We start from the raw sequence: 25,430 nt of genomic DNA, 5'->3' as shown, positions 1-25,430 counted from the left end.
TACCTGCCTCTGCGTAAAAACCAACACCAGAACAAGTATCGGGAGAGATAGATCATGGCACTTATTCAACGTGCACTCGTCGTGGGCGGCGGTCTCGGTGGCATGTGTGCCGCCATACAGTTGAGCAAGCAGGGCGTCGACGTCGAACTGCTTGAAATCAACCCCAACTGGGCGCCCGACGGTGCAGGTATCACTATCAGCGGCCCCACGCTCCGTGCGCTGCGGCAGATCGGTGTTGTGGACGAGGTCCTGCGTGACGGTGGCTCTTGGCGTGCCATGGATATTTGCGACGCAAATGGCGACCTCACCTGCACGGTGCCTATCACAGCCACTCCCGGAGCAGAGGACCTGCCAGGGGCGGCCGGAATCTTGCGGCCGGTGCTCGCGGAAATACTCTCCCGCGCCACCAGGCAGGCTGGAGTACGTGTTCGACTTGGGCAGACCTTCCAGGAAGTCCGACAGGATGAAGATGGTGTCGACGTTACATTCAATGATGGAAGCCGCGGCCGCTTCGATCTGGTAATCGGCGCAGATGGTGTCAACTCAGCCGTACGCAAGCTGGTTCTGCCGAACTTCGCCGGTCCGCAATTTACCGGGCAAGGATCCTGGCGCGCAGTGGTACCGAGGCAGCGCGAGAATGGTGCAATGTTCATGGGGCGTACCACCAAGGCGGGGATGAATCCCATCAGCGAGAACGAGTGCTACCTGTTTGTTCTCGACAAGCGCGCGGACATGGATTTCATTCCGGAGGAGCAATGGCCTGCCATGTTGGCAGAGTTGCTCGAGGAGTTTGGCGGTGACGTAGGTGACATCCGAAAAAGCCTTCTGGAGGGATCGCTGCGTAACCCTCGTCTGCTTTATCGGCCTCTCGCCGGACACATAGTCGATGCACCCTGGCACAAGGGGCGCATCGTACTGCTGGGTGATGCAGTGCATGCCACTACACCGCACTTGGCTTCAGGTGCTGGTATCGCTATCGAGGGTGCCATTGTTTTGGCAGAGGAACTCAGCCATCGGCACTCCCTTGAGGCGGCGCTGACCGCCTATTCCATGCGCCATTTCGAGCGAGCCAGCTTGGTGGTTCATGCTTCCGGAAGGCTGGGCCAGATCGAGCAAAATGGCGGCTCCCAGCAGGAACATGCCCAAGTAATGGTCAGTGCCCTAGAAGCCCTCCGCGCCCCTATCTGAACCGTTTCTACCGCGTACATCACAGGGCTGCATCCCATTCGATGCATCGGCAATGTGCTGCTAATCGTTGACCGAATCACGCACCCGCGGCCGCAGCGGCTGCTTCTGAAATTGCGACTGATCCTTGGAGATCGACCATGCCGGAAATCCCCTACAAGCCTTTGGAAGGCTTCGCTCCTGTGGAAGTGCTCACGTCAATCTTGGAACGACGTGGAGGCAAGCTACTGAACATTGATCGAATGCTGCTGCACAGCGTGCCCTTCACTCAGGGATGGGGTGCTCTTCTTGGCAAGGTGCGCAACGAACTAAGCCTGCCAGAGAAACTTCTAGAGCTGGCGATCTGTGCAGTTTGCGGTGTGCTAGGTGCCGAGTACGAAATGCATCACCACGGCCCGTTCTTCCTCAAAGCTGGCGGGACACCCGCGCAGTTCAATGCCCTGCGTGATCTGAAGAACGCAATCGATCGCGACTCACTGTTTTCCCCGCAGGAGCGCTCGGTGCTTCGCCTGGCTCTCGAAATGACTCGTATGGGGCGCGCGCCAGCAGGTCTGTTAGACCAGTTGCGCGACGAATTTGGGGAAACCGCTCTAGTCGAGCTGGTCGGCGTGATTGCGTCCTACAACATGGTTGCCCGCTTCGTCGTCACCTTGGCGGTCGATGTTGAGGATTCGGTGGTCAGGATCTGATCGAGAAAGAAAACCCTTGTCCCGATGCGGGACAACATGCAACGGAGAAAACGGACAATGATCAAATATCTGAAGAAAGGCAAACCGGCCGAGGTCAAGGCTGAACTCAACACCCAAGTGCGTACGACGGTTGAGCAGATCATCCGAGACATCGAGGCGCGGGGCGAAGCAGCTGTGCGGGAGTACTCGGAGAAGTTCGACAAGTGGAATCCACCGTCATTGCGTTTGAGCGACGATGAGATTCAGGCTTGCATCGACTCTCTCAGCCCTCAGGCGCTGGAGGATATCAAGTTTGCCCAGGCACAGATCCGACGCTTCGCTCAGGTGCAACTAATGTCGCTCCGCGATGTTGAAGTCGAGACTCTGCCAGGGGTCGTCCTAGGGCATCGCAATATCCCGGTCAATTCGGTCGGTTGCTATATTCCCGGCGGAAAGTATCCGTTGCTTGCATCGGCACACATGAGCGTTCTGACCGCCAAGGTTGCAGGGGTCAAACGTGTTATCGCGTGTGCTCCGCCTTTCGACGGCAAGCCTTCTGCAGAGATCATTGCAGCGATGGCTCTGGCCGGCGCCGATGAGATCTACGTTATGGGTGGCGTGCAAGGGGTGGCAGCGATGGCCTTGGGCACAGAAAACATCGCCCCTGTGGATATGATCGTCGGTCCGGGCAATGCCTTTGTTGCTGAGGCCAAACGCCAGTTGTACGGGCGAGTGGGTATCGATCTGTTTGCTGGCCCTACCGAGACCATGGTTATCTGCGATGACAGTGTCGACGCCGAACTCGTTGCTGTCGACCTGCTCGGCCAAGCTGAGCACGGTCCGACCTCTCCGGCTGTTTGCCTGACTACCAGTCAGAAAATCGCCGAGGAGCTTCCGGCAGCTATCGAGAAGGTGCTGGAACGCCTGGACACTGCTCCCGTAGCTAGTGTCGCCTGGCGGGATTACGGCGAGATCATCCTGTGCGATAGCAACGAGGAGATGCTGCAGGAGTCCGAACGCATCTGTTCCGAGCATGTTCAGGTGATGACCCTCGATCCTGACTGGTTCCTTCAGCGCCTGACTCGTTATGGCGCGCTTTTCCTCGGCCATCGCACCAATGTTTCCTATGGCGACAAGGTCATTGGTACCAACCATACGTTGCCGACCATGGGCGCGGGGCGTTACACAGGTGGTCTCTGGGTCGGTAAGTTCATCAAGACCCACACCTACCAACGGGTGCTGACTGACGAGGCTTCGGTGATGATCGGTGAGTACTGTTCGCGGCTGTGCGCTCTGGAGCATTTCTCTGGGCACAAGGAACAGGCTGATATCCGCGTACGTCGCCTGAAAAAGACGGCCTGACTCATGAGCATTTCAATGAAAGGTCGCGTCGCCGTTGTCAGCGGCGGCGCCGGCGGCATCGGTGTGGAAATCTGTCGAAAGTTGGCAGCGTCTGGTGCGACTGTCGTTGTGGGCTACAACAGCTCGCGCGGGCAAGCTCTCCAACTGCTGGAAACTTTGGCGGACACTGGCGGCGCACATTGCGCGCTGCCGATGCCTGTGACCGACAGTGCCGCTCTTGCCGTTATGGCCTCGGAGGTGGAAGCGCGTTATGGACGGTGTGATGTTCTGGTGAATTGTGCGGGCACAACGCGATTTGTGCCTCACGAGGACATGGACGGACTGGATGACGAGCTGTTTGATCGGATATTCGCCACCAATGTACGCGGGGCATTCGCTATGGTTCGAGCACTCCGCACATTGCTGCAGCGCAGCGATGATGGGGTCGTCGTAAACATATCCTCCATCGCAGCAGTCAGTGCGATGGGCAGCAACGTTGCCTACTGTGCGTCGAAGGCGGCACTGGACAACATGACCCGCTCTCTGGCCCGCGCTTTGGCTCCGAGTGTCCGAGTGGTGTCCGTGTCCCCGGGGCTGGCCGATACGGAGTTCGTCAAAAGTCTTGATCGCTCCTGGCGTGACGAGCAGGCAGACCGCACACCGCTGAAGCGCCTGGCTTGGCCTCATGAAGTGGCTGACGCCGTACTGGCCGTTATCAGCCAACTGACCTTTACCACTGGTGCGATCATCCCTGTGGATGGCGGTAGACCTCTGAACTGACGACGGTGGCGCTTCGTAGGGGTCATGCCTTTCGCGAGCGCCCACCATTTATGAGTGCTGCTGAGCTCCATCATGGTGAGCATCTATCGCAACTCCAGGCGTCCACTGGATTTAGTCGAGCTCCCTGATATTTGTCCTCAGCGCACCAACTACTGCAAGGAGAACAACCGATGAAACTGGCAACACTCCGCGATGGCAGCCGTGATGGTCGGCTGTTGGTGGTGTCCCGAGACCTTTCTCGTGCTCGCTTCGCTGATACCGTATCGACAATGCAAGGTGCAATTGAGCGATGGAGCGAACTGGAAGCGGCCCTGCAGGTTGAATATCAAGCGCTGAATGCAGGTGGTCAAACCGATACCTTTGCTTTCGAACCGGCCCAGGTTATGGCGCCGCTTCCGCGGGCCTATCAGTTCGTCGATGCATCCGCTTTCCTAAATCATGGCGACATCATGGAACGGGCTTACAACCTCAGCGTGAAGAGGGAAAGCGGCATCCCCGTCCTTGTGCAACGCCAAGGCGACGATTTCCTAGGCCCCCGCGACAACTATCCCTTCCCGGTTGAGCAGGACAACTGCGACTTTGAGGGTGAGATAGCGGTGGTGCTGGACGACGTTCCCATGGGCGTCGATGCATCCAGGGCGGAGAAGCACATCAAGCTCTTCTTGCTCCTTAACGATGTTTCTATGCGTGCACACCTGTTCCGTGAACTCTCCATGGGGTTCGGTTTCATCAATGCCAAGCCGGCCACCGCTTTCGCGCCGGTTGCTGTAACTCCGGACGAGTTGGGAGATGCCTGGCGCGACGGACGTGTGCATCTGGATATGCAGGTAAGCCGGAATGGTGAGTGGTTTGGCAATCCATCGGGTGGGGAGATGGATTTCTCTTTTGGTGAGTTGATCAGCCACTTGGCTTACAACCGCAACCTGGGGGCAGGAACAGTCCTGGCTACAGGCACGTTCTCCAATCGCAACTATTCCGAAGTCGGTTCCGCGTGTCTGGCTGAACGACGCGCGATTGAAATGATCGAGCACGGCGAGTCTTCCACCGAATTTATGCGCTTTGGCGAGACGCTGCGCTTCGAAATGTGCGGGCGTGATGGTCAATCTTTGTTCGGCGCCCTTGAACATCGGATGGTTGCTACGGGAGGTAAGCCATGAAAATACTCGTGACGGGCGGCAATGGTTTCGTAGGTCGCCAGTTGGTGAAGCGACTTCTGGATCCAGTCGCACAGTTTCCAGAAAACTCCGCGATCAAACGACTCACCGTTGTGGACATGGGCGACGATTTCTTGCCGGACGATCCGCGCTTGCACTTCGTCCGCGGCAGCATTGCTGACGCGACCGTTCTCGATGCTGCTCTGGACTGCGCTCCGGATGTTGTCTTCCATTTAGCAAGCATCCCTGGAGGAGCTGCCGAGCGCAATTTTGAACTGGGGCTGCAGGTCAACCTGTACGCAACGATGGAGCTGTTTCAGCGTCTAGCTCGGCAGGGCAATTGCCCACGGGTGGTCTTCGCTAGCACGATCGCTGTCTACGGCTCATCGCTTCCACAGGTAGTGGACGAAAAGACGCCATTGCGGCCGGCAATGTCCTACGCGGCACACAAGTTGGCCGGTGAGATCCTCTTGGATGACTACAATCGGCAAGGTCTTCTGGACGGGCGTACATTGCGACTGCCTGGCATAGTCGCGCGGCCGCCGGAGCCGTCGGGATTGTTGTCTGCTTTCATGAGTGATCTATTCTGGAAACTTGCCGCAGGTGAGCATTTCGCCTGTCCAGTGTCAGCCAAAGCAGTGGCGTGGTGGATGTCGGTTGGTTGCTGCGTCGAGAACCTTCTTCATGCTTCACGCGTTTCATCTGAGCAACTTGGGGCGCGTAGGGTCTACACACTTCCGGTGCTGCGTCTAACCATTGCACAGGTAGTGGAAGGGCTTTGCGAGCGTTATGGGGAAAATCGTCGGCTACTGGTCGATTACCAACCAAACCCTGACCTTGAGAGAGTTTTTGGCAGTTTCCCGGAGCTCGATTCAAATGTTGCCGAGTCCATTGGCTTTCGCAACGATGGCAGCGTAGCCGACCTCGTCGTCAATGCCACGGCCTGGCGTGATCCAGCCTAGGTTCGTCTGAGCTCAATTCAAAGTGCATGAACAGATATACTCAGCCGCAGACACCCGCCTACTATCAGGTGGCGGGTCGCTCGGCTGATGTATCTGTTTGGGTTTTTTTGTAGACAGCGGAGGGGCTAGTTGCTCGACCGCAAAAGAAACTGTGGCGGCCCTAGCAACGAGCCCTACGCCGTAAAGGGCGGAACCACAATTCCGTCGTGGCCTGCGCCGGTGGGGCTCGACGCGGTGAGCGTTTAGGAGGTTCGACCGTCAAGGGGTTCTGCGACCCAGTCAGCGACGTACTGATCAGTGTGATGCTTTTGTCGACGCTCGAATGCTGCACACCGCCTTTCGTTCGGTAAAGATCTTCAGGTCTCCACGCCGCGACCGATCTCGACCACCTCGCCGGTGATCTCGTGGCTCAGCACCAGACTTCCGGCGCGGTGGTGCGCGACGGACTATGTGATGGTCGGAGCCGCAGATTTTGCTGGAAACGACGCGCAGGGTCACCCCGTGATCGATCTGCTTGCTCTGTGGGTCCTGCATCTTAGGATAGGGGATGTTCTGCACTTCGACCTTGCCCAGGGTAAGAAAAACCACACCACGATTAACAGAGATGCGTCTTTCTCCATGCGCTTGAGGCGTCTTTTCGTAGAGCGTTTAATGGCAGCCCTTTCAGGCTGCCGTGGAGTTCAGCAAGAAGCCTGCCGAAGCTGCTCAATGATTTTTCGAGCGCGGTTGGCGCCCACGTCGACATGGATGTCTACCATGGGCTGCGGGCCAAAAGTCACCATGTTCTTGTATTGGGCCTCGATGACCACCTTGTCTTCATCGAAGGTCAGCGCAGTTTGCTCAACGACCTTGGCCTTGACCTCGGAGGCATTGCTCTTCGGGTTCGTTGCCATGGTCCAGAAGTAGTGACTGGTGGTCTCTGTCTCCGGAGTTACGCCATGGAAACCACGCATGTGGAATCCGCCACGCGCAGGGTTTTCCAGCGAGTCGGTACCGGCGTCGATAGCTCCCGTCCAGATGCGCAAGTGGCTTACACGAAACTCAATTTCTTGCCAGCGATCAACCCGGCCTTCAAACGGATAGGCCGCGGTGTAGGTAGGTGGTGGAACAGAGTCGGGCATGTGACGAATCACGCGTACGCTGGTGTCATCACTCTCAACTCGCATCTGTGCATTCATGTGAATGCTTGCGTTCCCGCCGATAGTACGCAGATGGACATAGCCGAGATGGCTCAGGTCTAGCAGATTGTCGTGGATAAGCTGATAAGGAGCGTCGTAGTGGTAGACGTCACCTTCGAACAGGTACTCGCCATTGCTATGAAACTCATAGGCCGGCGGCTCGCAGGTGGGCTCAGAGTGCTCCGAACTGCCAAACCAGATCCAGAGGATCTGATCACGCTCGCGTACGTGATAAGTAGGAATCTTTGCCTTTCCAGGAATACGGGTCTGGCCCGGGACTTCGATGCAAAGACCGGCACTATCAAACAGCAGGCCGTGGTATCCGCATCGAACACCACCTTCCTCCAGGGTGCCGTGAGATAGCGGTAACGCGCGGTGACAACATCTATCCTCCAGCGCAGCAGGCTGTCCATCCGCGGAACGGAAAAGCACGATGGGTTTGTTCAGCAATGTACGCCCGACAGGCTTGTCCTTTAGTTCCCAGGCCAGGCCAGCGACATACCACTGATTAAGGGGAAAAGAGGGCATCGCTGAAGGCGAGCGTACTTCATTTGCCAACGAGTGAGCTTGTACAGTGCTCATGTCTATCTCCTGTATTTGTTGTTGCTGAGTTAGAGGTCCAACACCAGGCGGGGTGTGTGAGAGCGCGAACAGCAGGGCGTGAAACAATCGTTGCGTGCGTGTTCGACATCGGTCATGTACTGGTCTCGGTGATCAGGGGAGCCCTCCAGTACTCGTGTGATACAAGCACCACAAATGCCTTGTTCACAGGAGCTTTCCACTTGAACACCATGCTCCAGCAGCACTTCCAAGGCCGTACGCTGGGCGGGAACCACGAGAACCTGGCCGCTCTGGGTGAGTTCGATCTTGAAGGGCTGGTCGTTCTCATGGACCTGGGGGGCGGCAGCGAAGTCCTCGCGATGGAGCTGCGTCTCGCTCCAGCCGCTAGCTCGAGCGTTGTCGAGGACGTGGTTCATGAAGCCTGTTGGGCCGCACACGTAGAGCTGGTCACCGGCGGAGGGGCTTGCCAGAACAGAGGCCGCATTTAGCCGTTGCTCTTCCGGGCCATTGTCGACGTGAACCCGCAGGCACTCTCCCCAGGGGGTCGCTCGTATCTGCTCGACGAACGCAAGGCGCTCTATGGAGCGGCCGCAGTAATGCAACTCAAACGACTTACCTACGGCTGCCAGGCTGTAGGCCATGGCCAAGATGGGAGTGATGCCGATGCCGCCCGCAAAGAGCAGGTAGTGGGATGCCCCCATATCCAGCTCAAAGAGATTGCGCGGAGCACCTATCTGCACGCTGGAACCTTCGGTCACCCCAGCATGCATAGCCTTGGATCCACCCCGAGATGTCGGTTCTTGAAGGACCGCAATGAGATAACGGCTTCGCTCCTGCGGCGGATTACACAGCGAATATTGTCGGATAAGCCCCGGTGCGACATAGACATCAACATGAGCACCGGCGGTGAATGCCGGCAATTCGATTCCAGCAGTAGGTGTCAGCTCGAAGCTGCAGACACCGTCAGCTTCAACGACCTTACGAGAAACGCGTACTTCAAGCATGAGTGTGCTCCCACCACGGTAATGGCAGTGTTTGCAGGTGATCGGATGCACCACCGACGATGTCGGCGGAGTTGGATTAGTTAGGGGGGGTCAGGAAGGAGGAGTGTGAGGAAGGCAAAGCATGGTAAGGGACCTCGGATTTTTATTGTCGTTGTGACTGCGCTTATGATGCGGACGCACAGTTATCTCGTTATCCTCATCTTAATCAAATTGGTTGCGGTGTCAACCAATTAGCACCCGTAAGCAGGAACCACTCGTCATGCCGTACCAACCTCTAGACCTCGATCGCTATGTGCCTGCTCTACTGACGGCCCTGACTAACAAGCTCTCCAGCGGGGCTTCGGTTTGCTACCGCAAGCATTACGGTATAGGGATCGTAGAGTGGCGCGTGTTGGCCATGCTGGCGGTGGAGAACAACATCACCGCGAACCGCATTGGACAGGTTGTAGGCCTAGATAAGAGTGCAATTAGTCGGGCGATAAAAGTCCTTGAGGAGGATCGCCACGTGTCCACCCAAGTCGACGCAAATGATGCACGTCGTTACACAGTTTCAATGACCGCGATCGGGAGGGCGCTTCACGACCGCGTTTTGGTCACGGCGTTGGAGCGTGAGCGGTTGTTGTTAGCAGATTTCTCAGTTGAAGAGACTGAAGTGCTGATTGGTTTCCTGCATCGGATGGGTTCTCAGTTGGAAAAGGTCAACGCAGTAGAGCCGGACTGACTAATTACTAAAGTAGGTGTGCGAGGAATGCAGATTTGCCCGCTTTTAGTCGAATCTTTTGAAAAAAAGCGGCAACGTCTGCGTCGCTACGCAAAATCTGGAGCAATCCAGTGCCGGGATTGTGCCTCCGACTTCAATGTCAGCCGTCCACTTTTGCAGGTAGAAATCAAAAGTAATTTTTCAACAGAGTTGGCCGATTTCTGCTTATCACCACGGGTCCATGATTCGACCGTGGTTTTCTTTCTTCTGCGTGTAATGGTCCGAGCGACGCATGGCTCGCGTTCACCGTAAATGTTCAAGTACTTCAGCCTGTATGAAGAAGGTGCGAAAGATCGTCTTGTGTGACACCTGATAGCTCGTATCGTCCGGGTAAGTGCGCGTCACTCATTCGACAATTTGCTCCGGTGATCACTGCAATTGAAGCTTGTCTGCCTGGTATTGCAGATCCCCTCAATCCGTTCAGAAAGTCACTCTTTCCATCGTTAGGGCCCACAACTCAACACCAAGCATGCCCCGTATGTATGTGCCACGTCTCTTCACCCCAAAAATCGCAGCAAAGCAGGCTTAGAAGTTCAGGCCTCAAAATGTTCTCAATTTCCACATCAATCGTGGCCTTATGTCCCTGGCCGCGAGGTCCATCTGGACGATTCCACTCTTCGGATAGCAAAGCGCCCGTTCGTTGAATAATTTCGGTTACTCGGTTGAGAAGCTCTATTCGATCTGGACTAGTCATGACACTCTGAAAAAAATGAACCTTTTAAGGGGTGCCTCCAGCTAAAAGCGATCCATTGTAAGTAGCGGCGCTTGATCTTAGATGAGGCGGCTCACCACATTAACTCGGACAGCGCGTGGCATTTGACTAGGCGTTTACAGCCGATTTGACTTGGACCAGTCAAAGTCCCCTCCCCACGCGACAACTACCAGCGCCGTAACGTCAGCTTGATGATCCCGGCTGGGCTTATGGCGACTGCAGTCGTTTTAAGTGGTAGATGATTGTCTATCGCCATAGATGTCTGTGGGGGCAATCAACCCTGGTCACCAGCCCGTGGTGTCGTCATTCACTGTCGAACCCTAGTGGAACTGAAAGCAATCGTTGGTCGGGGTCCACTTAAAACGTAAGCATAATTTTGTTATGATGCAGCTATGTCAGGTATCGTTCGCTTTACCTCTTTATAGAGTTTTAAGCGTCTAGATTGGATGTGAAGGGTTTGTTTCAAAGTTTTTTATTTTCCGCTAAGTTTTCTATTTTTGGTTTTTGTGGTAACTAACTGTCTCAACCATTGCAATGGATTTTAAGGTTTAGGTGGGGCATTTTTTCATTGTGGTTATTTCTCAATTGTTAGTCGGAACGTGAAGTTATGATGATAAATGAAAATGCATCTCAAATAAATAAGGCTGCAGAGCTTCGTCGTAAAAAGCTCCGTGGCAATGTCGGAAAGGCCGTTGTAGATTACGCGATGATCGAAGATGGCGATAAAGTTATGGTGTGCGTGAGTGGTGGCAAAGATTCTTTTGTAATGTTGGATGCACTAATACATCTGCAGCGCGTTGCGCATATAAAGTTTAGCGTTGTGGCTGTAAATCTTGATCAGAAACAACCTGGTTTTCCTGAGCATGTATTGCCTGAGTTTTTTGAAAGTAAAGGGATCGATTATTATATAGTTGATAAGGATACTTATTCGGTTGTCAAGCAAAAAATCCCTGAAGGTAAAACAACCTGTTCTCTTTGTTCCAGACTCAGAAGAGGTACGCTTTATAGTTTTGCTGAGGAAATTGGGGCCACTAAATTGGCGCTTGGGCATCACATGGATGATATGGTTGAGACCTTGTTTCTCAATATGTTTTTCCAGGCACAGATGAAAGGGATGCCGCCTAAACTTCTCAGTGACGATAAGAGGAATATAGTTATTCGGCCGCTCGCCTATTGTCGAGAAAAAGATATAGCGAAAGTGGCTGCCGATAGCGCGTATCCGATAATTCCGTGTAATCTCTGTGGCTCACAGGAGAATCTCCAAAGGAAAAAAATTAAATCGATGATTGCGGAGTGGGACTCGGTAAATCCCGGATGCGTGGAAAACATTTTTCACAGCTTACAAAGCGTAAGCCCTTCCCAGATGGCTGATCGCAGCCTATTCAATTTTGTAGATCTATCTATTGACAGATCGGAAGACCGGCAGCCGTACAAATTTGAAGAGGCAACGGTTTCGTCTTCCCGCGTTGAAAATTGGATAAAAGTCGTCCAGGTTTTGTAAAGGTTCAACGTCGCTTTATTGGAGGTAAGGAAGGTTCGGGAGTCCGTGATATCATAAAATTTACATTACCGACTTTTTGTGTAAAGCGTTTTATATATAAAAACCTATTGAAATCATAAGGTTATTAACATGAATCTGCTATCTGTTGGGCTGTCCTTGAGCTATAAGGGAAGGACAGTTACACCCTGCTCGATGTGCTGCTGCACCTGCAAAAGGTCGCGCCGATCCAGTTCGAGATCGTTGCCGTCAACATGGACCAGAAACAACCGGGCTTTCCCGAGCATGTGCTGCCGGCCTACCTTAAAGCGCTGGGCGTCGAGTACCACATCGTCGAAAAAGACACCTATTCGGTGGTCAAGGAGCTTATTCCTGAAGGCAAGACCACCTGCTCACTGTGCTCGCGCCTGCGCCGTGGCACGCTCTATACGTTTGCCGATGAGATCGGCGCGACCAAGATGGCCCTGGGGCATCATCGCGACGACATCGTCGAGACCTTCTTCCTGAACATGTTCTTCAACGGCTCGCTCAAGGCCATGCCGCCCAAGCTGCGTGCCGATGACGGGCGTAACGTGGTGATTCGCCCGCTGGCGTATTGCAACGAGAAGGACATCCAGGCCTACTCCGACCTCAAGCAGTTTCCGATCATCCCGTGCAACCTGTGCGGCTCCCAGGAAAACCTGCAGCGCCAGGTGGTCAAGGAGATGCTGCTGGATTGGGAGCGCAAGACGCCGGGCCGTACCGAAAGCATCTTCCGCAGCCTGCAGAACGTGATCCCGTCACAGTTGGCCGACCGCAACCTGTTCGACTTTACCAGCCTGAAGATCGACGAAACGGCGGCGTCGCGCTTCGTCAATGTAGTGAACCTCTGAGCGAATACAATGCTCTGACACACGGCGCTTGCGAGCGCCGTTTTCAATTGAATTGCCAGGAGAGGGCATGCGCGATTACAAGTGGTTGCACGAATACTGTCTGAACCGCTTCGGTTCGGCCGCCGAACTGGACGCCCACCTGCCTGTACCCAAGACTGCGGCGCAATTGCGCAAGATCAGCGATGATCGCTACCTGTCGACCCTGGCCCTGCGGGTATTCCGCGCCGGTTTGAAGCACAGTGTGGTGGACGCCAAATGGCCGGCGTTCGAGCAGGTGTTCTTCGGCTTCGATCCGGAAAAAGTCGTACTGATGGGCGCCGAGCACCTGGAGCGCCTGATGCAGGACACGCGCATTATCCGGCATCTGGGCAAGCTCAAGAGCGTGCCGCGCAATGCGCAGATGGTCCTGGATATCGAGCAGGAAAAGGGCAGCTTCGGCGCGTTTATCGCTGACTGGCCGGTGACCGACATCGTCGGGCTGTGGAAGTACCTGAGCAAGCATGGCCACCAGTTGGGCGGGCTGTCGGCTCCGCGCTTCTTGCGCATGGTGGGCAAGGATACCTTCGTGCCCAGCTATGACGTGGTGGCCGCCCTTAATGCACAGAAGATCGTCGACAAGGCGCCCACCAGCCTGCGCGACCTGGCGACGGTGCAGGGCGCGTTCAACCAGTGGCATGCCGAGAGTGGGCGGCCGATGTGCCAGTTGTCGATGATGCTGGCGTATACGGTGAATCACTGAGGTTGAGGTGAGGCTTGCTCGCGAAGACTGACTGTCCGGCGCCAACTCTCTATCAGGCCGCCGCCAGCCGCCGATTCAACTGGTGCCGCCAGCGCACATACAACAGCGCCGTACAGAACACCGCCAGGCTTGCCAGCATCTCCAGCACCCCGAACATTTGCCGGTTCGGGTCATACGCCGCCAGCGCGCCCTTGATGAAATACAGGTTCACCGTAAAGCACATCCACGAATGCCCGCGCGCGCTGCCGATCAGCATTCCCGGCGCGAGCACCAGCAACGGCACGAGTTCGATCAGCAGGATCACCCACGGTCGCGCGCCGTGCAGGTCGGCTACGAACAGGTAATACACGCACAGCAACCCCACCAACGCGAACAACGCCAGCAGGCTCAAGGCGCGTGCAATCTTGACGCGCGGCTCCAGCCACGCCTGGGACGGCAGGACTTTAGGTTTTCTGGCCACGGCCGTTCTCCAGCAGCGTGGCGGTAGTTGCCAGGCGCAAACCCAAGGCCCGGCACAAGGTGATTTCGTGTTGATCGAGCATGCGCTTGCCGTCCGGCCCGGAATGGTGGCTGGCGCCATACGGCGTGCCGCCGCCCTGGGTGTCGAGCAACGCCTGTTCGCTGTAGGGCAGGCCGGTGATCAGCATGCCGTGGTGCAACAGCGGCAACAACATCGACATCAGCGTGGTTTCCTGGCCGCCGTGCAGGCTGGCGGTGGAGGTGAACACGCCAGCCGGCTTGCCGACGAGGGCACCGGTGAGCCACAGGTTGCTGGTGCCATCCAGGAAGTACTTGAGCGGCGCGGCCATGTTGCCGAAACGCGTCGGACTGCCCAGGGCCAGGCCCGAGCAGTGCTTCAGGTCGTCGAGGCTTGCATACAGCGCGCCTTCGTCCGGAATGCTCGGCGCCACGGCTTCGCACTCGGTGGAGATCGCCGGCACGGTGCGCAAGCGCGCTTCCATCCCGCCCTGCTCGATGCCCCGGGCAATTTGCCGGGCCATTTCGCTGACCGAGCCGTTGCGGCTGTAATACAACACCAGCACATACGGTGTGGTCACGGCAGAATCTCCAGTACGCGTTCCGGTGGGCGGCCGATGATGGCCTTGTCGGCGGTTTCCAGGATCGGGCGTTCCATCAACTTGGGGTGCTCGGCGATGGCGGCGATCAGTTGCGCTTCGCTGAGGCTGGCGTCGGCCAGGTTGAGGCTTTTGTATTCGTCTTCGCCGGTGCGCAGCAGTTGACGCGCGCCGAGGCCGAGCTTGGCGAGCAGGGCCTTGATTTGCGCGGTGTTCAGCGGCGTTTCCAGGTAGCGCACCACGGTGGGGGTGAGGCCGCGGGCTTCGAGCAGTTCGAGCGCACCGCGAGATTTCGAGCAGCGCGGGTTGTGATAAAGCGTCAGATCGGTCATGTGCGGGTCGCATCTTGCGTAAGGTGGCGGGTATTCTACCCGCGCGGCACCCCGTCCTTAAACCGTAAGAGGCGATAGGTCGCAGCCAACGTTCATTTTTGCGAAGGAATACCCCATGACAAGGCGACTGATCGGTGCATTGGCGATCATCACAACCCTGCTGCTCAGCGGCTGCGGGAATGACTACGGTGTTGACCAGTACGGCCAGAAAGTCGCGGCCGAACGCTTGGACAAGCAATGGCTGGTGGTCAACTACTGGGCGGAGTGGTGCGGCCCGTGCCGCACGGAAATCCCGGAACTCAATGCCCTGGCCGAACAGCTCAAGGCGCAGAACGTGGGGGTGTTCGGGGTCAACTTCGACAATGTGCAGGGTGAAGAATTGAAGGCGGCCAGCGAAAAACTGGGCATCAAGTTCACCGTACTGGCACAGAATCCGGAAGTGATTTTTGATATTCCGCGCAGCGAGGCGTTGCCGGTCACCTACATCATCGATGACAAGGGCAAGGTGCGTGAGCAGTTGATGGGCGAGCAGACGGCGGAGGGGGTGTTGGCCAAGCTCAAGGCCCTGCGCGGCTAGAGAATTTGCCCCAATCAAAGGTGAGAGGGGGTTTGCCCCCCCTCCCACATTTGGATTTCACCAACCGTCAGAGCGGTGCAATCAGCCTTCTTCAGGCCACAAGCGAATCGGCTTGCCCTCGGCCGGCCAGAAGCGCGTCTGCTCGATCGGCGAGATGTCCCAGCGTTGCACGCCTTGCAGGGCCTGGAAGAAGCGCTGTTCCTGCTCCATCAAGGCTTCGCCGCAGAGCTTGCGGGTGCTGCCCAACTTGCCGAAGCTGAGCGTGTTGCCGTCCAGGGTGTACGGCGCAAACCAGTGGTTGCAACCGCCATTGCCATAGGCGCGACCATCGGCGCCGAGCGTGACGGTCAGGTGTGCGTAATCCATCAAGGGCCGCTCACCGATCCATTCCACCACGTAGCTGTGATCCTGCTTGAGCTTGACCGCATCACCGGCGCAACCATTGAGGGCCGCACCGACGGCGGCGAGCAGCAGCAGGCGTCTCATTTCGCGGCCTTCTGGCATTTCGGGCAGCGGTGCTTGTCGCCTTCGCTGGCCCAGCCCAATTCTTTGATGCGCGCATTGGCGGCCGGTTGCAGGGGCTCTTTGGTCAGCTTGGTTTCCACCGCGAATTCAAACTCCAGCACCGCGTCGCAGCTGTCGCAGTTGACCTTCCAGGTGTGGATCTCCAGCTCGCCGAACTTTGGCCCCTGGGCCATGGCGACCCACTGGCCCGCCGGGCGGATGGAGTAGCGCGCGTCTCCTTCGACGGTCAGGCGCATCGACAGGGTTTTACTGCCGCGCAGGGTGACGATCAGTACGTCGCCATGCTTGATCGAGCCACCGTTGCCGGTGACCTGGTAACGGCCCGGCACCAGGGCGCGGCATTCGATCAGGGTGTGTTGCGGGCTCAGCAAGCTGAAGCGGAAATCGTGTTCGGCCATGGATCCTCCAAATAGGCGCGGCATCCTATCACGGGTGCCTGCTGATCATGAGCCTGGTATGTGACCGCTGATCATCCTTCGACGAGGTTCTGCGCCCGGCCATCGGCCCATGCGGCAATGTTGGCCAGAGTAGTGCCGGCAATCGCTGCCAGCGCCTCGCGGGTGAGGAACGCCTGGTGCGCGGTGATGATCACGTTGGGGAAGGTCAGCAGACGCGCCAGCACGTCGTCCTGCAGGGGCAGGTCCGAACGGTCTTCGAAAAACAGCTGGGCTTCTTCCTCGTACACATCCAGCCCCAGGTAGCCGAGTTGGCCGTCCTTGAGCGCTTCGATCAACGCCGGGGTGTCCACCAGGCCGCCGCGGCCGGTGTTGATCAGCATTGCGCCGGGCTGCATCCGCGCCAGCGAACGGGCGTTGATCAAGTGCTTGCTGTCGGCGGTGAGCGGGCAATGCAGGCTGACGATCTGCGCCTCGGCCAGCAGTTCGGCCAGGCTCACGTAGCGTGCGCCCAGGGCCTGGACTTGCGGGTTGGGGAAGGGGTCGCAGGCCAGCAATGTGCAGCCGAAGCCGGCCATGATTTTGGCGAAGGTCGCGCCGATCTGGCCGGTGCCGACCACGCCGACGGTCTTGCCCACCAGGTCGAAACCGGTCAGGCCATGCAGGCTGAAGTCGCCATCGCGGGTGCGGTTGTAGGCGCGGTGCAGACGACGGTTGAGGGCGAGGATCAGGGCCACCGCGTGTTCGGCCACGGCATGCGGTGAATAGGCAGGTACGCGCACGATGCTTAGCCCCAGGCGCTTGGCGGCTGCCAGGTCGACATGGTTATAACCGGCCGAGCGCAGGGCGATCAGCCGGGTGCCGCCCTGGGCCAGGTGTTCCAGCACGGGTGCGCTGAGATCGTCGTTGATAAAGGCGCAGACCACTTCGTGGTGCTCGGCCAGGGCCACGGTGTCCAGGTTCAGCCGGGCGGGTTGGAATTGCAGCGCCAGGCCGGGCGGCAAGGGTTCGCCGAGGAAACTGTCGCGGTCGTAGGTCTGGCTGCTGAATAGAATGACGCGCATCAAAAAAGCTCCCTGCAGTGATTAGGTGAAGTCCCTTATGCGCGGTTTTTTTTGTGGTAAGCGGGCTTGCCCCGCGCGAGGCCGGCTCGCTCACCACAAAAAACCGGTTTCATAGGTATCAAGCGCTGACCCGCGCCTCGCTGGCCAGCCGTGCGATCGCCATGTCCAGTTCGTCCAGGGCGTTCATGGCCTTGGCGTCGTTCTGCTTGAGCAGGGTTTCGGCACGCTGGCAGGCGGCGCGCAGTTGCGGCACGCCGCAGTAACGGGTGGCGCCGTGCAAGCGGTGGACGCGTTCGATCAAGGCGTTGTTGTCATTGGCATCGCGCGCCACATGAATGGCCTGGCGATCGGCCTCCAGCGAGGCCAGCAGCATGGCAAGCATGTCGGCGGCCAGGTCGGCCTTGCCCGCGGCCAGGCGCAGGCCCTCTTCGTGGTCCAGCACTGGCAGACGCACGCCAGGGGGCAGGCCGTCGACTGAGCGCTCCGGCCCCTGATTGCGCAGGGCCAACCCGGTCCATTTCAGCACCACCTGGGCCAGCTGCCGCTCGCTGATGGGCTTGGTCAGGTAATCGTCCATGCCGCTTTGCAGCAAGGCGCGTTTTTCGTTGGCCATGGCGTGGGCGGTCAGGGCCACCACCGGCAATGGCGTGCCATGGCGCTCACTTTCCCATTGGCGGATCGCCTCGGTGCTCTGGCGACCGTCCATGCCGGGCATCTGCACGTCCATCAATACCAGGTCGTAGGTGTCCAGTTTCACTGCGTCGACCGCGGCGTAACCGCTTTCGACCGCATACACCTTGGCGCCCATGTCTTCGAGCAAGGTCTGCACCAGCAACAGGTTCGCCGGGTTGTCGTCCACGCACAATACGCGAGGCGCACGGCTGGCCAGGGGTTCGCCCTGCTCACTGCGCGACGGGCGTGGGCTGATCAGGTCGGACAACGCTCGGCGCAGTTTGCGTGTGCACGCAGGTTTGGCCTGCAACTGGCTGTTGGGGTTGGGCACTGACTGGTTGAACAGCATCTGTTCGGTGGTGGGGCACAGCACCAGCACTTTGCAACCCAGGTGTTCCAAGTCCCAAAGGTGTTGGTTGAGGCGCTCGGGCGGTATGTCGTTGGCGGTCACGCCGAGTACCGCCAGGTCGATGGCCTGCTCGGTCTGATGGGCGCTGGTGATGCCGTTGGTCAGGTTTTCCAGGGTATTGAACGGCGTGACTTCCAGGCCGCAGTCTTCCAGTTGATGTTGCAGGGCCTGGCGCGCCAGCTCATGGTTTTCCAGTACCGCCACACGGTGGCCCAGCAACGGCGCGCACGGCAGGTCTTCGACGTCGTCGCGGGTCTTGGGCAGGTTCAGGCTGATCCAGAACTCCGAGCCTTCGCCCGGTGTGCTGTCGACGCCGATTTCGCCGCCCATCTGCTCGATCAGGCGCTTGGAGATCACCAGTCCCAGCCCCGTGCCGCCGGGCTGGCGCGACAACGAGTTGTCGGCCTGGCTGAACGCCTGGAACAAGGCGCGCACATCCTGGCTGGACAGGCCGATGCCGGTGTCCTGCACGCTGATGCGCAGTTGCACGTTGTCCTCCTGCTCGTCCTCGATCATCGCGCGGGCCACGATGGTGCCTTCGCGGGTGAACTTGATCGCATTGCTGATCAGGTTGGTGAGGATCTGCTTGAGGCGCAACGGGTCGCCCACCAGTGACAGCGGCGTGTCGCGGTAGACCAGGCTCACCAGTTCCAGCTGCTTGGCATGGGCGGCGGGGGCGAGGATGGTCAGGGTGTCTTGCAGCAAATCACGCAGGTTGAAGGGGATGCTGTCGAGCACCAGCTTGCCGGCCTCGATCTTCGAGAAGTCGAGGATTTCGTTGATGATGCCCAGCAGGTTGTCGGCGGATTTCTCGATGGTGCCCAGGTAGTCGAGCTGGCGCGGCGTCAGTTCGCTTTTTTGCAGCAGGTGGGTAAAACCGAGAATGCCGTTGAGCGGCGTGCGGATTTCGTGGCTCATGTTGGCCAGGAATTCCGACTTGATGCGGCTGGCCTCCAGGGCCTCCTTGCGCGCCAGGTCCAGTTCGATGTTCTGGATTTCGATGGTTTCCAGGTTCTGGCGCACGTCCTCCGTGGCCTGTTCGATGCTGTGCTGCAGTTCTTCCTGGGCGTTTTGCAGGGTTTCGGCCATGCGGTTGATGCCCGAGGCGAGCTGGTCCAGTTCCTGGCTGCCCAAGGGTGGCAGACGCGTTTCCAGGTTACCGTCCTTGAGTTGGGCCACGGCTTGCTTGATCTGCCCGATCGGCGCATTGATCGTGCGGCTGATGCGCAGCGCGAGGGCGGCGGTGCAGATCAGGCCAAGGGCAACCAGCAGCAGGCTGGCGAACAAACTGCGATAGCCGCGCAGCAGCATGCCGTTATGGGACAGCTCCACCTCGACCCAGCCCAGCAGGCGGTCCGCTTCATCGGGGATCACGTCGCCCGCCAGGTTGCGGTGACGGCCAAACACCGGCAGCAGGTAACGGGTGGCGTCGTTGCCGGTGCGTTGCAATAAATGCGAACTGTTGCCCACGGGCGGCTGGTTGAGCATGGTCGGGCCAGCATGGGCGAGGGGAGTGCGGTCCGGCGCGAGGAACGACACCGTGCGTACATCCGGCTGTTCCAGCGATTGCGTGGCGATGCGTTCCAGCAGTTCGGTGTTGCGCCCGCTCAGCGCTGGCGCAACCAGCGGCGCCAATTGCTCGGCGATCATTTCGCCGCGCTGCAGCAATTGGGCTTGCAGCTCAGAGAGCTGCATCCAGGTGAAATAGCCCCCCAACAGCAGCGCCATCAGGCTGGTCGGCAATAAGGTCAGCAACAGTACGCGGCCTTTTATCCCCATTCTTCTAAGCACGCCACTCTCCTGCTACCACGCTGGTTTCAATAGTCTGCGCCGGCATCCGGCCCGCGCCACCTGCGCAGTGTAGCCATTTGCACGGGGTGGAATCTTGCAAATTAATGACATACCGCAATCTTCGGGCCGTTGGGCGTCGAGTGGCGATTGCCTGCGGCGGGGTAATCTTGAATAATCAGCGATTGAGAATGACTTGCAGACGCTAATGAATCCCGCAGCAGTTAGCCTACCCAGTATCCTGACCATCGAAGATGACCCCGTGCTGGGCGCCTATGTCCATGAGCATCTGGGGCGCTGTGGCTTTCAGGTCACCTGGTGCCGGAACGGCCGGCAGGGCCTCCAAATGGCACGTGACCAGGCATTTGACGTGGTGTTGATGGATATCCTGCTGCCGGGGCTGGATGGCTTGTCGATCCTGACCCATTTGCGCCAGAGCCATTCGATCCCGGTGATTCTGATGTCCGCCCTGGGCGCCGAAGCTGACCGCGTCAGTGGGTTTCGCCTGGGCGCCGATGACTACCTGCCCAAGCCCTTCAGCATGGTCGAACTGCGGGTGCGCATCGAGGCCATCCTGCGCCGGGTCGCGCTGGATCGTCGTCCGTTGCCCGCACGAGCCCCTGCGCGCGACGATGTGCGGACTCTGCGGTTCGATGATGAGGTGTGCGACGTCTCCTTCCTGGGACATTCGGCCGGCCTGACGCGCAGCGAATATCGTCTGCTCGAAACCCTGCATCGCAGTGCGGAGGAAGTCCTCAGCAAAGCCTTCCTGTACCAGCATGTGTTGCAACGCGGCTATGCCCCCCATGACCGCAGCCTGGACATGCATATCAGCCAGATCCGCCGCAAGCTCAAGGTCATCGGCTACAGCGAGCTCGAAGTGCGTACGGTGTGGGGCAAGGGCTACGTGCTGAGCGGGCACGCCGATGGGTTTTGAGACTTCACTGAAACGGTTGCCGGGCAAGCATTCGTTATTCTGGAAACTGGCCTGCCTGTTGATCGCCTTCTGTTTATTGATGATCTGGCTCAGTTGGTCTTGGGGCCGGTACATGGAGCAGAAGAATGCCTACCTGTCGGACGAGGCCCGGATCACCTTGAGTGGGTATGCCGTGAGTGCCGAGCAGGCCTGGAACCGTGACGGCAGTGCCGGCGTCGATGCGTGGCTGCAGGCGACGGGCAAGCGCGAAAGCACGTGGATCGGCGTGATCGGCAATGACTTGCAATCGTTGAGCAGTTACCCGCTGACCGACGCCGAAAGCCAGCGCCTGACATTCCTGCGCGGCCTGGATTGGCCGGTCAGCCGTCATGTAAAGGGCTTGCCGTGGTTGAAAATCCCGTTTGCGGCCGTCCCCGGTGCTGGCTCGCTGGTGATCGAATTGCCGCAACGCTTTATGCCGGGGCGTTACCAGGTGTTCTGGCGGGTGCTGACCAACGGTGTGATCCCCGGCCTGTTTACCCTGTTGCTGTGCATCGGCCTCTATCGGCTGTTGATCATGCCGCTCAATCAACTGCGCGAGCAGGCCAATGCCTGGCGCGCGGATCAGTTGAATACGCGCATGTCCCACGATGCCACCAGCCGCCAGGACGAGCTGGGCGAACTGGGGCGGGCCTTCGATCATATGTCCGAGCGCTTGCAGGGCACGGTGGTGTTGCAACAGCAGTTGCTGCGGGACATGTCCCATGAACTGCGCACACCATTGAGCCGTCTGCGAGTGGCCTGCGACAGTGAGCAGAACCTGGCGCAACTGCGCGAACGGCTGGGACGCGAGATTGATGCCATGCAGCGCCTGGTGGACGACAGCCTGCAACTGGCCTGGCTGGATGCCGAGCGGACGCCGCTGCCCAAGGAAGATATCCAGGTTCTGGCCCTGTGGGACATGCTGCGTGAGAACGCGTGCTTTGAAAGCGATTGGCCTGTATCGCGCCTGCCGTGTTTGTTGGGCGCGCAGTGTTGGGTACGCGGCAATTTGAATGCCTTGGCCCAGGCCCTGGAAAATATCCTGCGCAACGCCATACGCCATTCCCCGCAGGACGCAGTGGTATGCCTCGATGGGCAGCGGGATGGCGAGTACTGGCACCTATGGCTGGAAGACCAGGGCGGGGGGATTGATGACGAGGATCTGGAGCGGATTTTCGCGCCGTTTACCCGGCTCGAAGGGTCCCGGCCGGGGGATGGTGGCTTTGGCCTTGGCTTGAGCATCGCGCGCAATGCCTTGCAGCGTCAGGACGGCAGCCTGTGGGCGGAAAATACCGGCCAGGGTTTGCGCGTCCATCTGCGTTTGCCGGCGCGCTAGGTTTCAACCGCGACGCTGCTTGCGTTTCTTCCACTGGTGCGCGACCCACCAGCGCCAGTAGCCCATGGTCAAGCAATAGGCCAGCGCGCCCAGCACCAGCCCCAACACTACCGAACCCAGCAGGAACGGTTGCCACAGCGTACTCAATTGGCCGCTGATCCATTCCCAGGTCAGGTCATCGGGCAGGCTGCGTGGCGGTACGTTCATCAACCAGGCGCCGGTCAAGTACGTGCACACGAACACCACCGGCATGGTGATCGGGTTGGTCAGCCACACCAGGCTGACGGCGATGGGCATATTGCCGCGCACGGTGATCGCCAGCACTGCCGCCAGCAGCATCTGCAGCGGAATCGGGATAAACGCCGCGAACAAACCCACCGCCATGGCGCGTGCCACTGAGTGTCGATTGAGGTGCCATAGGTTCGGGTCATGCAACAAGGTGCCAAGAAACTGTAATGACTTGTGTTCCCTGATACTGGTGGGGTCGGGCATGTACCGTTTGAATAAGCGCCGGGGCATAAGGGGTCCAGGTCAGTTCGAGGGGCAAGTATGCGCGCATTCTATAAACAGAAAATTCAGACTTTGTGACAAAACATCATAAGCGCCATCGAATCCCTGATTAAGACTGAGTGGATCACTTGAAAGGGATGATCCATGAAAACAGGGATGTTTGCGCTTGCGCTGGGGCTGCTCACTTTGGGGTTGCTGCCGGCGCTGCCGTCCACCGGCTGGCTGATAGCCCTGTTGGTACTGGCGCTGATGCTGTTGCCGTTTCGCACGTACCCGTTGGCGTTTTTCCTGCTGGGGCTGAGCTGGGCATGCATCAGCGCGCAAGGGGCGCTCGATGACCGCCTGGCACCGTCCCTCGACGGCCAGACGCGCTGGGTGGAAGGGCGTGTCAGTGGGCTGGCGCAGCAAACCGGTGACAGTGTGCGTTTTGAACTGTCCGACAGCCGGTCACGCAAGGCGCGGTTGCCCAAGCGTATCCGAGTGTCCTGGCATGGCGGACCGACGGTGCGCAGCGGTGAGCGCTGGCGTTTGGCAGTGACCCTCAAGCGACCCTCCGGGCTGCTTAATTTCCATGGCTTTGACCGGGAAGCCTGGCTGCTGGCCCAGCGCATCGGCGCGACGGGCTCGGTGAAGGACGGTGAGCGTTTGACGCCGGCGCGCAATGCCTGGCGCGACAGCGTTCGCCAGCGGTTGATGGCGGTGGATGCGCAGGGCCGTGAGGCGGGGCTGGCCGCCCTGGTGCTGGGCGATGGTTCCGGATTGGCCTTCGATGACTGGCACGTATTGCAGGCCACCGGCACCGTGCACCTGCTGGTCATTTCCGGGCAGCACATCGGGCTGCTGGCGGGGTTGGTCTACGGGGTGGTCGCGCTGCTGGCGCGGTATGGGTGCTGGCCGCGGTACTGGCCGTGGTTACCCTGGGCCTGTGGCCTGGCGTTTGCCGCCGCGCTGGGCTATGGCCTGCTGGCGGGGTTCGGCGTGCCGGTGCAGCGCGCCTGCGTGATGGTGGGCCTGGTGTTGGTGTGGCGTTTGCGTTTTCGTCATCTGGGGCTGTGGTGGCCGCTGTTGCTGGCACTCAATGGGGTGCTTGTGCTTGAGCCGTTGGCCAGTTTGCAGCCGGGGTTCTGGTTGTCGTTCGCGGCGGTCGCCGTGCTGGTCCTGGCGTTCGGCGGGCGCTTGGGCCCCTGGAGTGCCTGGCAGGCCTGGACCCGTCCCCAGTGGTTGATTGCCATTGGTCTGTTTCCCGTATTGCTGGTGTTGGGGTTGCCTGTCAGCGTCAGTGCACCGCTGGCCAATCTGGTTGCGGTGCCGTGGATCAGCCTGGTGGTGTTGCCGCTGGCATTGCTGGGGACGGCGTTGCTGTGGGTGCCGTTTCTGGGGGCGGGGATTGTGTGGCTGGCGGGTGGCGCGCTGGATGGCTTGTTCCAGGGATTGGCATGGCTCGCTGGGCAAGTGCCCGCCTGGATACCGGCCGAGGTGCCCTTGGGGTATTGGTGCGTGAGCCAGGCGGGCGCGATATTGTTGCTGTTGCCCAAAGGCGTGCCGTTTCGCCTGTTGGGCTGGCCGATGCTGCTGTTGGCGGTGTTTCCACCGCGCGAGCCGGTGCCCCAAGGGCGGGTGGAGGTGGAGCAGCTGGATGTGGGGCAGGGCCAGGCGCTGATCCTGCGCACCCGTCATCATGCCTTGCTCTACGATGCGGGCCCGCGCTCGGGAGCGGTTGACCTTGGCGCTCGGGTGGTGCTGCCGACGTTGAAGAAACTCGGGGTCGGGACGCTGGACATGATGTTGCTTAGCCATGCGGACGCCGATCATGCCGGTGGCGCTGCCGCTGTTGCTCGGGGGGTGTCGATCAAACGGGTGGTGGGCGGAGAAACCGAGGGGCTGCCGACCTTTCTCGCGACTCAGCCGTGTGTCAGCGGTGAGCGGTGGGTGTGGGACGGTGTGCAATTCGAATTGTGGCAATGGCCTGAAGCTATCACTGGCAACCCGAAATCCTGCGTATTGCAGGTGCAGGCCAATGGCGAGCGGCTGCTGCTCACCGGGGATATCGATCGCGCCGCCGAGCGGGCGTTTCTCGCCTCACCGCTGGCCGTGCGCACCGATTGGCTGCAAGCGCCGCACCATGGCAGCCACAGTTCGTCGTCCTGGCCCTTCGTGCAGCAACTGGCCCCGGCATCGGTGCTGATTTCCAGGGGCCGTGGCAATGCCTTCGGTCATCCTCATCCGCAAGTGCTGCAGCGCTACCAGGCGCTGGGCAGCCGCGTTTACGACAGCGCCGAACAGGGAGCCATTCGCTTGCAACTGGGCGCGTTTGCACCCCCAATCGTTGCGCGCAGTCAACGGCGTTTCTGGCGCGAGCGGTTACCCTAGGCCG

At 59.1% G+C, this 25,430-nt stretch carries 23 protein-coding genes and 2 pseudogenes; 14 read left to right on the top strand and 11 right to left on the bottom strand.

Annotated features, from left to right (window positions below; translation table 11 throughout):
• Positions 1-54 precede the first annotated feature (54 nt).
• The 6 genes from PSH66_RS18020 (at position 55) to PSH66_RS17995 (ending at position 6,090) form a co-directional block, all read left to right on the top strand.
• Positions 55-1,188 carry an FAD-dependent oxidoreductase gene (locus PSH66_RS18020; protein WP_305427367.1) on the top strand — a complete coding sequence of 378 codons (1,134 nt, stop codon included), beginning with the start codon at positions 55-57 and terminating at the stop codon, positions 1,186-1,188.
• Between the two features lie 137 nt (positions 1,189-1,325).
• Positions 1,326-1,874 (top strand): carboxymuconolactone decarboxylase family protein, encoded by a 549-nt coding sequence (locus tag PSH66_RS18015; protein WP_305427366.1) that lies wholly within the window; start codon positions 1,326-1,328, stop codon positions 1,872-1,874.
• 57 nt (positions 1,875-1,931) lie between these two features.
• Complete coding sequence (hisD, locus tag PSH66_RS18010) at positions 1,932-3,215, top strand: histidinol dehydrogenase (RefSeq protein WP_305427365.1); 1,284 nt, start codon at positions 1,932-1,934, stop codon at positions 3,213-3,215.
• A 15-nt stretch (positions 3,216-3,230) separates the two neighbouring features.
• Positions 3,231-3,974, top strand: coding sequence for an SDR family NAD(P)-dependent oxidoreductase (locus PSH66_RS18005; RefSeq protein ID WP_305427364.1), 744 nt, complete (start codon positions 3,231-3,233; stop codon positions 3,972-3,974).
• A 170-nt stretch (positions 3,975-4,144) separates the two neighbouring features.
• Positions 4,145-5,131, top strand: coding sequence for a fumarylacetoacetate hydrolase family protein (locus tag PSH66_RS18000; protein WP_305427363.1), 987 nt, complete (start codon positions 4,145-4,147; stop codon positions 5,129-5,131).
• The gene (locus PSH66_RS17995; protein WP_305427362.1) at positions 5,128-6,090 is read left to right on the top strand and encodes an NAD-dependent epimerase/dehydratase family protein; all 963 of its coding nucleotides are present in this window, start codon (positions 5,128-5,130) and stop codon (positions 6,088-6,090) included. The genes PSH66_RS18000 and PSH66_RS17995 overlap by 4 nt, the downstream gene beginning before the upstream one ends.
• A 359-nt stretch (positions 6,091-6,449) precedes the next feature.
• Here the strand turns inward: PSH66_RS17995 and PSH66_RS17990 are convergent.
• The 3 genes and pseudogenes from PSH66_RS17990 to PSH66_RS17980 form a co-directional block, all read right to left on the bottom strand.
• A pseudogene (locus PSH66_RS17990) lies at positions 6,450-6,696 on the bottom strand (alcohol dehydrogenase catalytic domain-containing protein); the annotation flags it as partial.
• A 74-nt stretch (positions 6,697-6,770) separates the two neighbouring features.
• Positions 6,771-7,850: an aromatic ring-hydroxylating dioxygenase subunit alpha gene (locus PSH66_RS17985; RefSeq protein ID WP_305427361.1), complete on the bottom strand. Its 1,080-nt coding sequence runs from the start codon at positions 7,848-7,850 to the stop codon at positions 6,771-6,773.
• A 29-nt stretch (positions 7,851-7,879) separates the two neighbouring features.
• Positions 7,880-8,833, bottom strand: coding sequence for a PDR/VanB family oxidoreductase (locus PSH66_RS17980; protein ID WP_305427360.1), 954 nt, complete (start codon positions 8,831-8,833; stop codon positions 7,880-7,882).
• 259 nt (positions 8,834-9,092) lie between these two features.
• Between PSH66_RS17980 and PSH66_RS17975 the strand changes: the two genes are divergently transcribed.
• The 4 genes and pseudogenes from PSH66_RS17975 to PSH66_RS17955 all read left to right on the top strand — a co-directional run bounded on the left by PSH66_RS17975 (position 9,093) and on the right by PSH66_RS17955 (position 13,414).
• Positions 9,093-9,554 (top strand): MarR family winged helix-turn-helix transcriptional regulator, encoded by a 462-nt coding sequence (locus tag PSH66_RS17975; RefSeq protein ID WP_305427359.1) that lies wholly within the window; start codon positions 9,093-9,095, stop codon positions 9,552-9,554.
• 1,358 nt (positions 9,555-10,912) lie between these two features.
• Positions 10,913-11,806, top strand: a complete 894-nt coding sequence (gene ttcA, locus PSH66_RS17965) for a tRNA 2-thiocytidine(32) synthetase TtcA (RefSeq protein WP_370694809.1) — start codon at positions 10,913-10,915, stop codon at positions 11,804-11,806.
• A gap of 167 nt (positions 11,807-11,973) precedes the next feature.
• Positions 11,974-12,675 (top strand): annotated as a pseudogene (gene ttcA / locus PSH66_RS17960) (tRNA 2-thiocytidine(32) synthetase TtcA); the annotation flags it as partial.
• A gap of 67 nt (positions 12,676-12,742) precedes the next feature.
• Positions 12,743-13,414 carry a DNA-3-methyladenine glycosylase I gene (locus PSH66_RS17955; RefSeq protein ID WP_003174685.1) on the top strand — a complete coding sequence of 224 codons (672 nt, stop codon included), beginning with the start codon at positions 12,743-12,745 and terminating at the stop codon, positions 13,412-13,414.
• A gap of 52 nt (positions 13,415-13,466) precedes the next feature.
• On the opposite strand, the gene PSH66_RS17950 is transcribed toward PSH66_RS17955, so the two are convergent.
• The 3 genes from PSH66_RS17950 to arsC are packed head-to-tail and all read right to left on the bottom strand — an operon-like array spanning position 13,467 to position 14,822.
• A complete protein-coding gene (locus PSH66_RS17950) occupies positions 13,467-13,874 on the bottom strand; it encodes a DUF2069 domain-containing protein (RefSeq protein ID WP_305427358.1) in 408 nt (135 codons plus the stop codon).
• Entirely contained in the window at positions 13,858-14,472 is a 615-nt protein-coding gene (gene wrbA / locus PSH66_RS17945; RefSeq protein WP_042944919.1) for an NAD(P)H:quinone oxidoreductase, read from the bottom strand. The genes PSH66_RS17950 and wrbA overlap by 17 nt, the downstream gene beginning before the upstream one ends.
• Positions 14,469-14,822, bottom strand: a complete 354-nt coding sequence (gene arsC, locus PSH66_RS17940; RefSeq protein ID WP_141064400.1) for an arsenate reductase (glutaredoxin) — start codon at positions 14,820-14,822, stop codon at positions 14,469-14,471. Before arsC ends, wrbA begins: the two co-directional genes overlap by 4 nt.
• A 115-nt stretch (positions 14,823-14,937) precedes the next feature.
• Here arsC and PSH66_RS17935 point away from each other — a divergent pair, with 115 nt between their 5' ends.
• Positions 14,938-15,399, top strand: a complete 462-nt coding sequence (locus tag PSH66_RS17935; protein WP_003174681.1) for a TlpA disulfide reductase family protein — start codon at positions 14,938-14,940, stop codon at positions 15,397-15,399.
• 81 nt (positions 15,400-15,480) lie between these two features.
• Here the strand turns inward: PSH66_RS17935 and PSH66_RS17930 are convergent, their stop codons facing one another.
• From PSH66_RS17930 to PSH66_RS17915, 4 genes are all read right to left on the bottom strand, one after another.
• Positions 15,481-15,885 carry an META domain-containing protein gene (locus PSH66_RS17930; RefSeq protein WP_305427357.1) on the bottom strand — a complete coding sequence of 135 codons (405 nt, stop codon included), beginning with the start codon at positions 15,883-15,885 and terminating at the stop codon, positions 15,481-15,483.
• Entirely contained in the window at positions 15,882-16,322 is a 441-nt protein-coding gene (locus PSH66_RS17925) for a hypothetical protein (protein WP_078733673.1), read from the bottom strand. Before PSH66_RS17925 ends, PSH66_RS17930 begins: the two co-directional genes overlap by 4 nt.
• A 71-nt stretch (positions 16,323-16,393) precedes the next feature.
• Positions 16,394-17,383: a 2-hydroxyacid dehydrogenase gene (locus tag PSH66_RS17920; RefSeq protein ID WP_305427356.1), complete on the bottom strand. Its 990-nt coding sequence runs from the start codon at positions 17,381-17,383 to the stop codon at positions 16,394-16,396.
• Positions 17,384-17,501: 118 nt separating this feature from the next.
• Positions 17,502-20,255 carry a response regulator gene (locus PSH66_RS17915; protein ID WP_003174677.1) on the bottom strand — a complete coding sequence of 918 codons (2,754 nt, stop codon included), beginning with the start codon at positions 20,253-20,255 and terminating at the stop codon, positions 17,502-17,504.
• Positions 20,256-20,460: 205 nt separating this feature from the next.
• On the opposite strand from PSH66_RS17915, the gene PSH66_RS17910 reads away from it, so the two are divergent.
• Positions 20,461-21,189 (top strand): response regulator transcription factor, encoded by a 729-nt coding sequence (locus PSH66_RS17910; RefSeq protein ID WP_078825182.1) that lies wholly within the window; start codon positions 20,461-20,463, stop codon positions 21,187-21,189.
• On the top strand, positions 21,179-22,546 hold the full coding sequence (locus PSH66_RS17905; RefSeq protein WP_305427355.1) for a sensor histidine kinase: 1,368 nt from the start codon (positions 21,179-21,181) through the stop codon (positions 22,544-22,546). Before PSH66_RS17910 ends, PSH66_RS17905 begins: the two co-directional genes overlap by 11 nt.
• A gap of 3 nt (positions 22,547-22,549) precedes the next feature.
• On the opposite strand, the gene PSH66_RS17900 is transcribed toward PSH66_RS17905, so the two are convergent.
• Positions 22,550-23,065 carry a DUF2062 domain-containing protein gene (locus tag PSH66_RS17900; RefSeq protein WP_078825180.1) on the bottom strand — a complete coding sequence of 172 codons (516 nt, stop codon included), beginning with the start codon at positions 23,063-23,065 and terminating at the stop codon, positions 22,550-22,552.
• A gap of 135 nt (positions 23,066-23,200) precedes the next feature.
• Here PSH66_RS17900 and PSH66_RS17895 point away from each other — a divergent pair, with 135 nt between their 5' ends.
• On the top strand, positions 23,201-25,426 hold the full coding sequence (locus PSH66_RS17895; RefSeq protein WP_305427354.1) for a DNA internalization-related competence protein ComEC/Rec2: 2,226 nt from the start codon (positions 23,201-23,203) through the stop codon (positions 25,424-25,426).
• Positions 25,427-25,430 lie beyond the last annotated feature (4 nt).

This window comes from Pseudomonas sp. FP597 (genome assembly GCF_030687435.1).
GTDB classification, from domain to species: domain Bacteria; phylum Pseudomonadota; class Gammaproteobacteria; order Pseudomonadales; family Pseudomonadaceae; genus Aquipseudomonas; species Aquipseudomonas lactucae.
This window is presented reverse-complemented; position numbering and strand designations above follow the sequence as displayed.

What these genes read in the sequence shown, in the direction of transcription:
- PSH66_RS17985 (WP_305427361.1), bottom strand. Translation starts at nt 7,850, where the DNA reads ATGAGCACTGTACAAGCTCACTCGTTGGCAAATGAAGTACGCTCGCCT.
- PSH66_RS18015 (WP_305427366.1), top strand. Translation starts at nt 1,326, where the DNA reads ATGCCGGAAATCCCCTACAAGCCTTTGGAAGGCTTCGCTCCTGTGGAA.
- PSH66_RS17905 (WP_305427355.1), top strand. Translation starts at nt 21,179, where the DNA reads ATGGGTTTTGAGACTTCACTGAAACGGTTGCCGGGCAAGCATTCGTTA.
- PSH66_RS18005 (WP_305427364.1), top strand. Translation starts at nt 3,231, where the DNA reads ATGAAAGGTCGCGTCGCCGTTGTCAGCGGCGGCGCCGGCGGCATCGGT.
- PSH66_RS17975 (WP_305427359.1), top strand. Translation starts at nt 9,093, where the DNA reads ATGCCGTACCAACCTCTAGACCTCGATCGCTATGTGCCTGCTCTACTG.
- PSH66_RS17980 (WP_305427360.1), bottom strand. Translation starts at nt 8,833, where the DNA reads ATGCTTGAAGTACGCGTTTCTCGTAAGGTCGTTGAAGCTGACGGTGTC.
- hisD (WP_305427365.1), top strand. Translation starts at nt 1,932, where the DNA reads ATGATCAAATATCTGAAGAAAGGCAAACCGGCCGAGGTCAAGGCTGAA.
- PSH66_RS17910 (WP_078825182.1), top strand. Translation starts at nt 20,461, where the DNA reads ATGAATCCCGCAGCAGTTAGCCTACCCAGTATCCTGACCATCGAAGAT.
- PSH66_RS17920 (WP_305427356.1), bottom strand. Translation starts at nt 17,383, where the DNA reads ATGCGCGTCATTCTATTCAGCAGCCAGACCTACGACCGCGACAGTTTC.
- PSH66_RS17925 (WP_078733673.1), bottom strand. Translation starts at nt 16,322, where the DNA reads ATGGCCGAACACGATTTCCGCTTCAGCTTGCTGAGCCCGCAACACACC.
- PSH66_RS17900 (WP_078825180.1), bottom strand. Translation starts at nt 23,065, where the DNA reads ATGCCCCGGCGCTTATTCAAACGGTACATGCCCGACCCCACCAGTATC.
- PSH66_RS17995 (WP_305427362.1), top strand. Translation starts at nt 5,128, where the DNA reads ATGAAAATACTCGTGACGGGCGGCAATGGTTTCGTAGGTCGCCAGTTG.
- PSH66_RS18020 (WP_305427367.1), top strand. Translation starts at nt 55, where the DNA reads ATGGCACTTATTCAACGTGCACTCGTCGTGGGCGGCGGTCTCGGTGGC.
- ttcA (WP_370694809.1), top strand. Translation starts at nt 10,913, where the DNA reads ATGATGATAAATGAAAATGCATCTCAAATAAATAAGGCTGCAGAGCTT.
- PSH66_RS17935 (WP_003174681.1), top strand. Translation starts at nt 14,938, where the DNA reads ATGACAAGGCGACTGATCGGTGCATTGGCGATCATCACAACCCTGCTG.
- arsC (WP_141064400.1), bottom strand. Translation starts at nt 14,822, where the DNA reads ATGACCGATCTGACGCTTTATCACAACCCGCGCTGCTCGAAATCTCGC.
- PSH66_RS18000 (WP_305427363.1), top strand. Translation starts at nt 4,145, where the DNA reads ATGAAACTGGCAACACTCCGCGATGGCAGCCGTGATGGTCGGCTGTTG.
- PSH66_RS17930 (WP_305427357.1), bottom strand. Translation starts at nt 15,885, where the DNA reads ATGAGACGCCTGCTGCTGCTCGCCGCCGTCGGTGCGGCCCTCAATGGT.
- PSH66_RS17955 (WP_003174685.1), top strand. Translation starts at nt 12,743, where the DNA reads ATGCGCGATTACAAGTGGTTGCACGAATACTGTCTGAACCGCTTCGGT.
- PSH66_RS17895 (WP_305427354.1), top strand. Translation starts at nt 23,201, where the DNA reads ATGAAAACAGGGATGTTTGCGCTTGCGCTGGGGCTGCTCACTTTGGGG.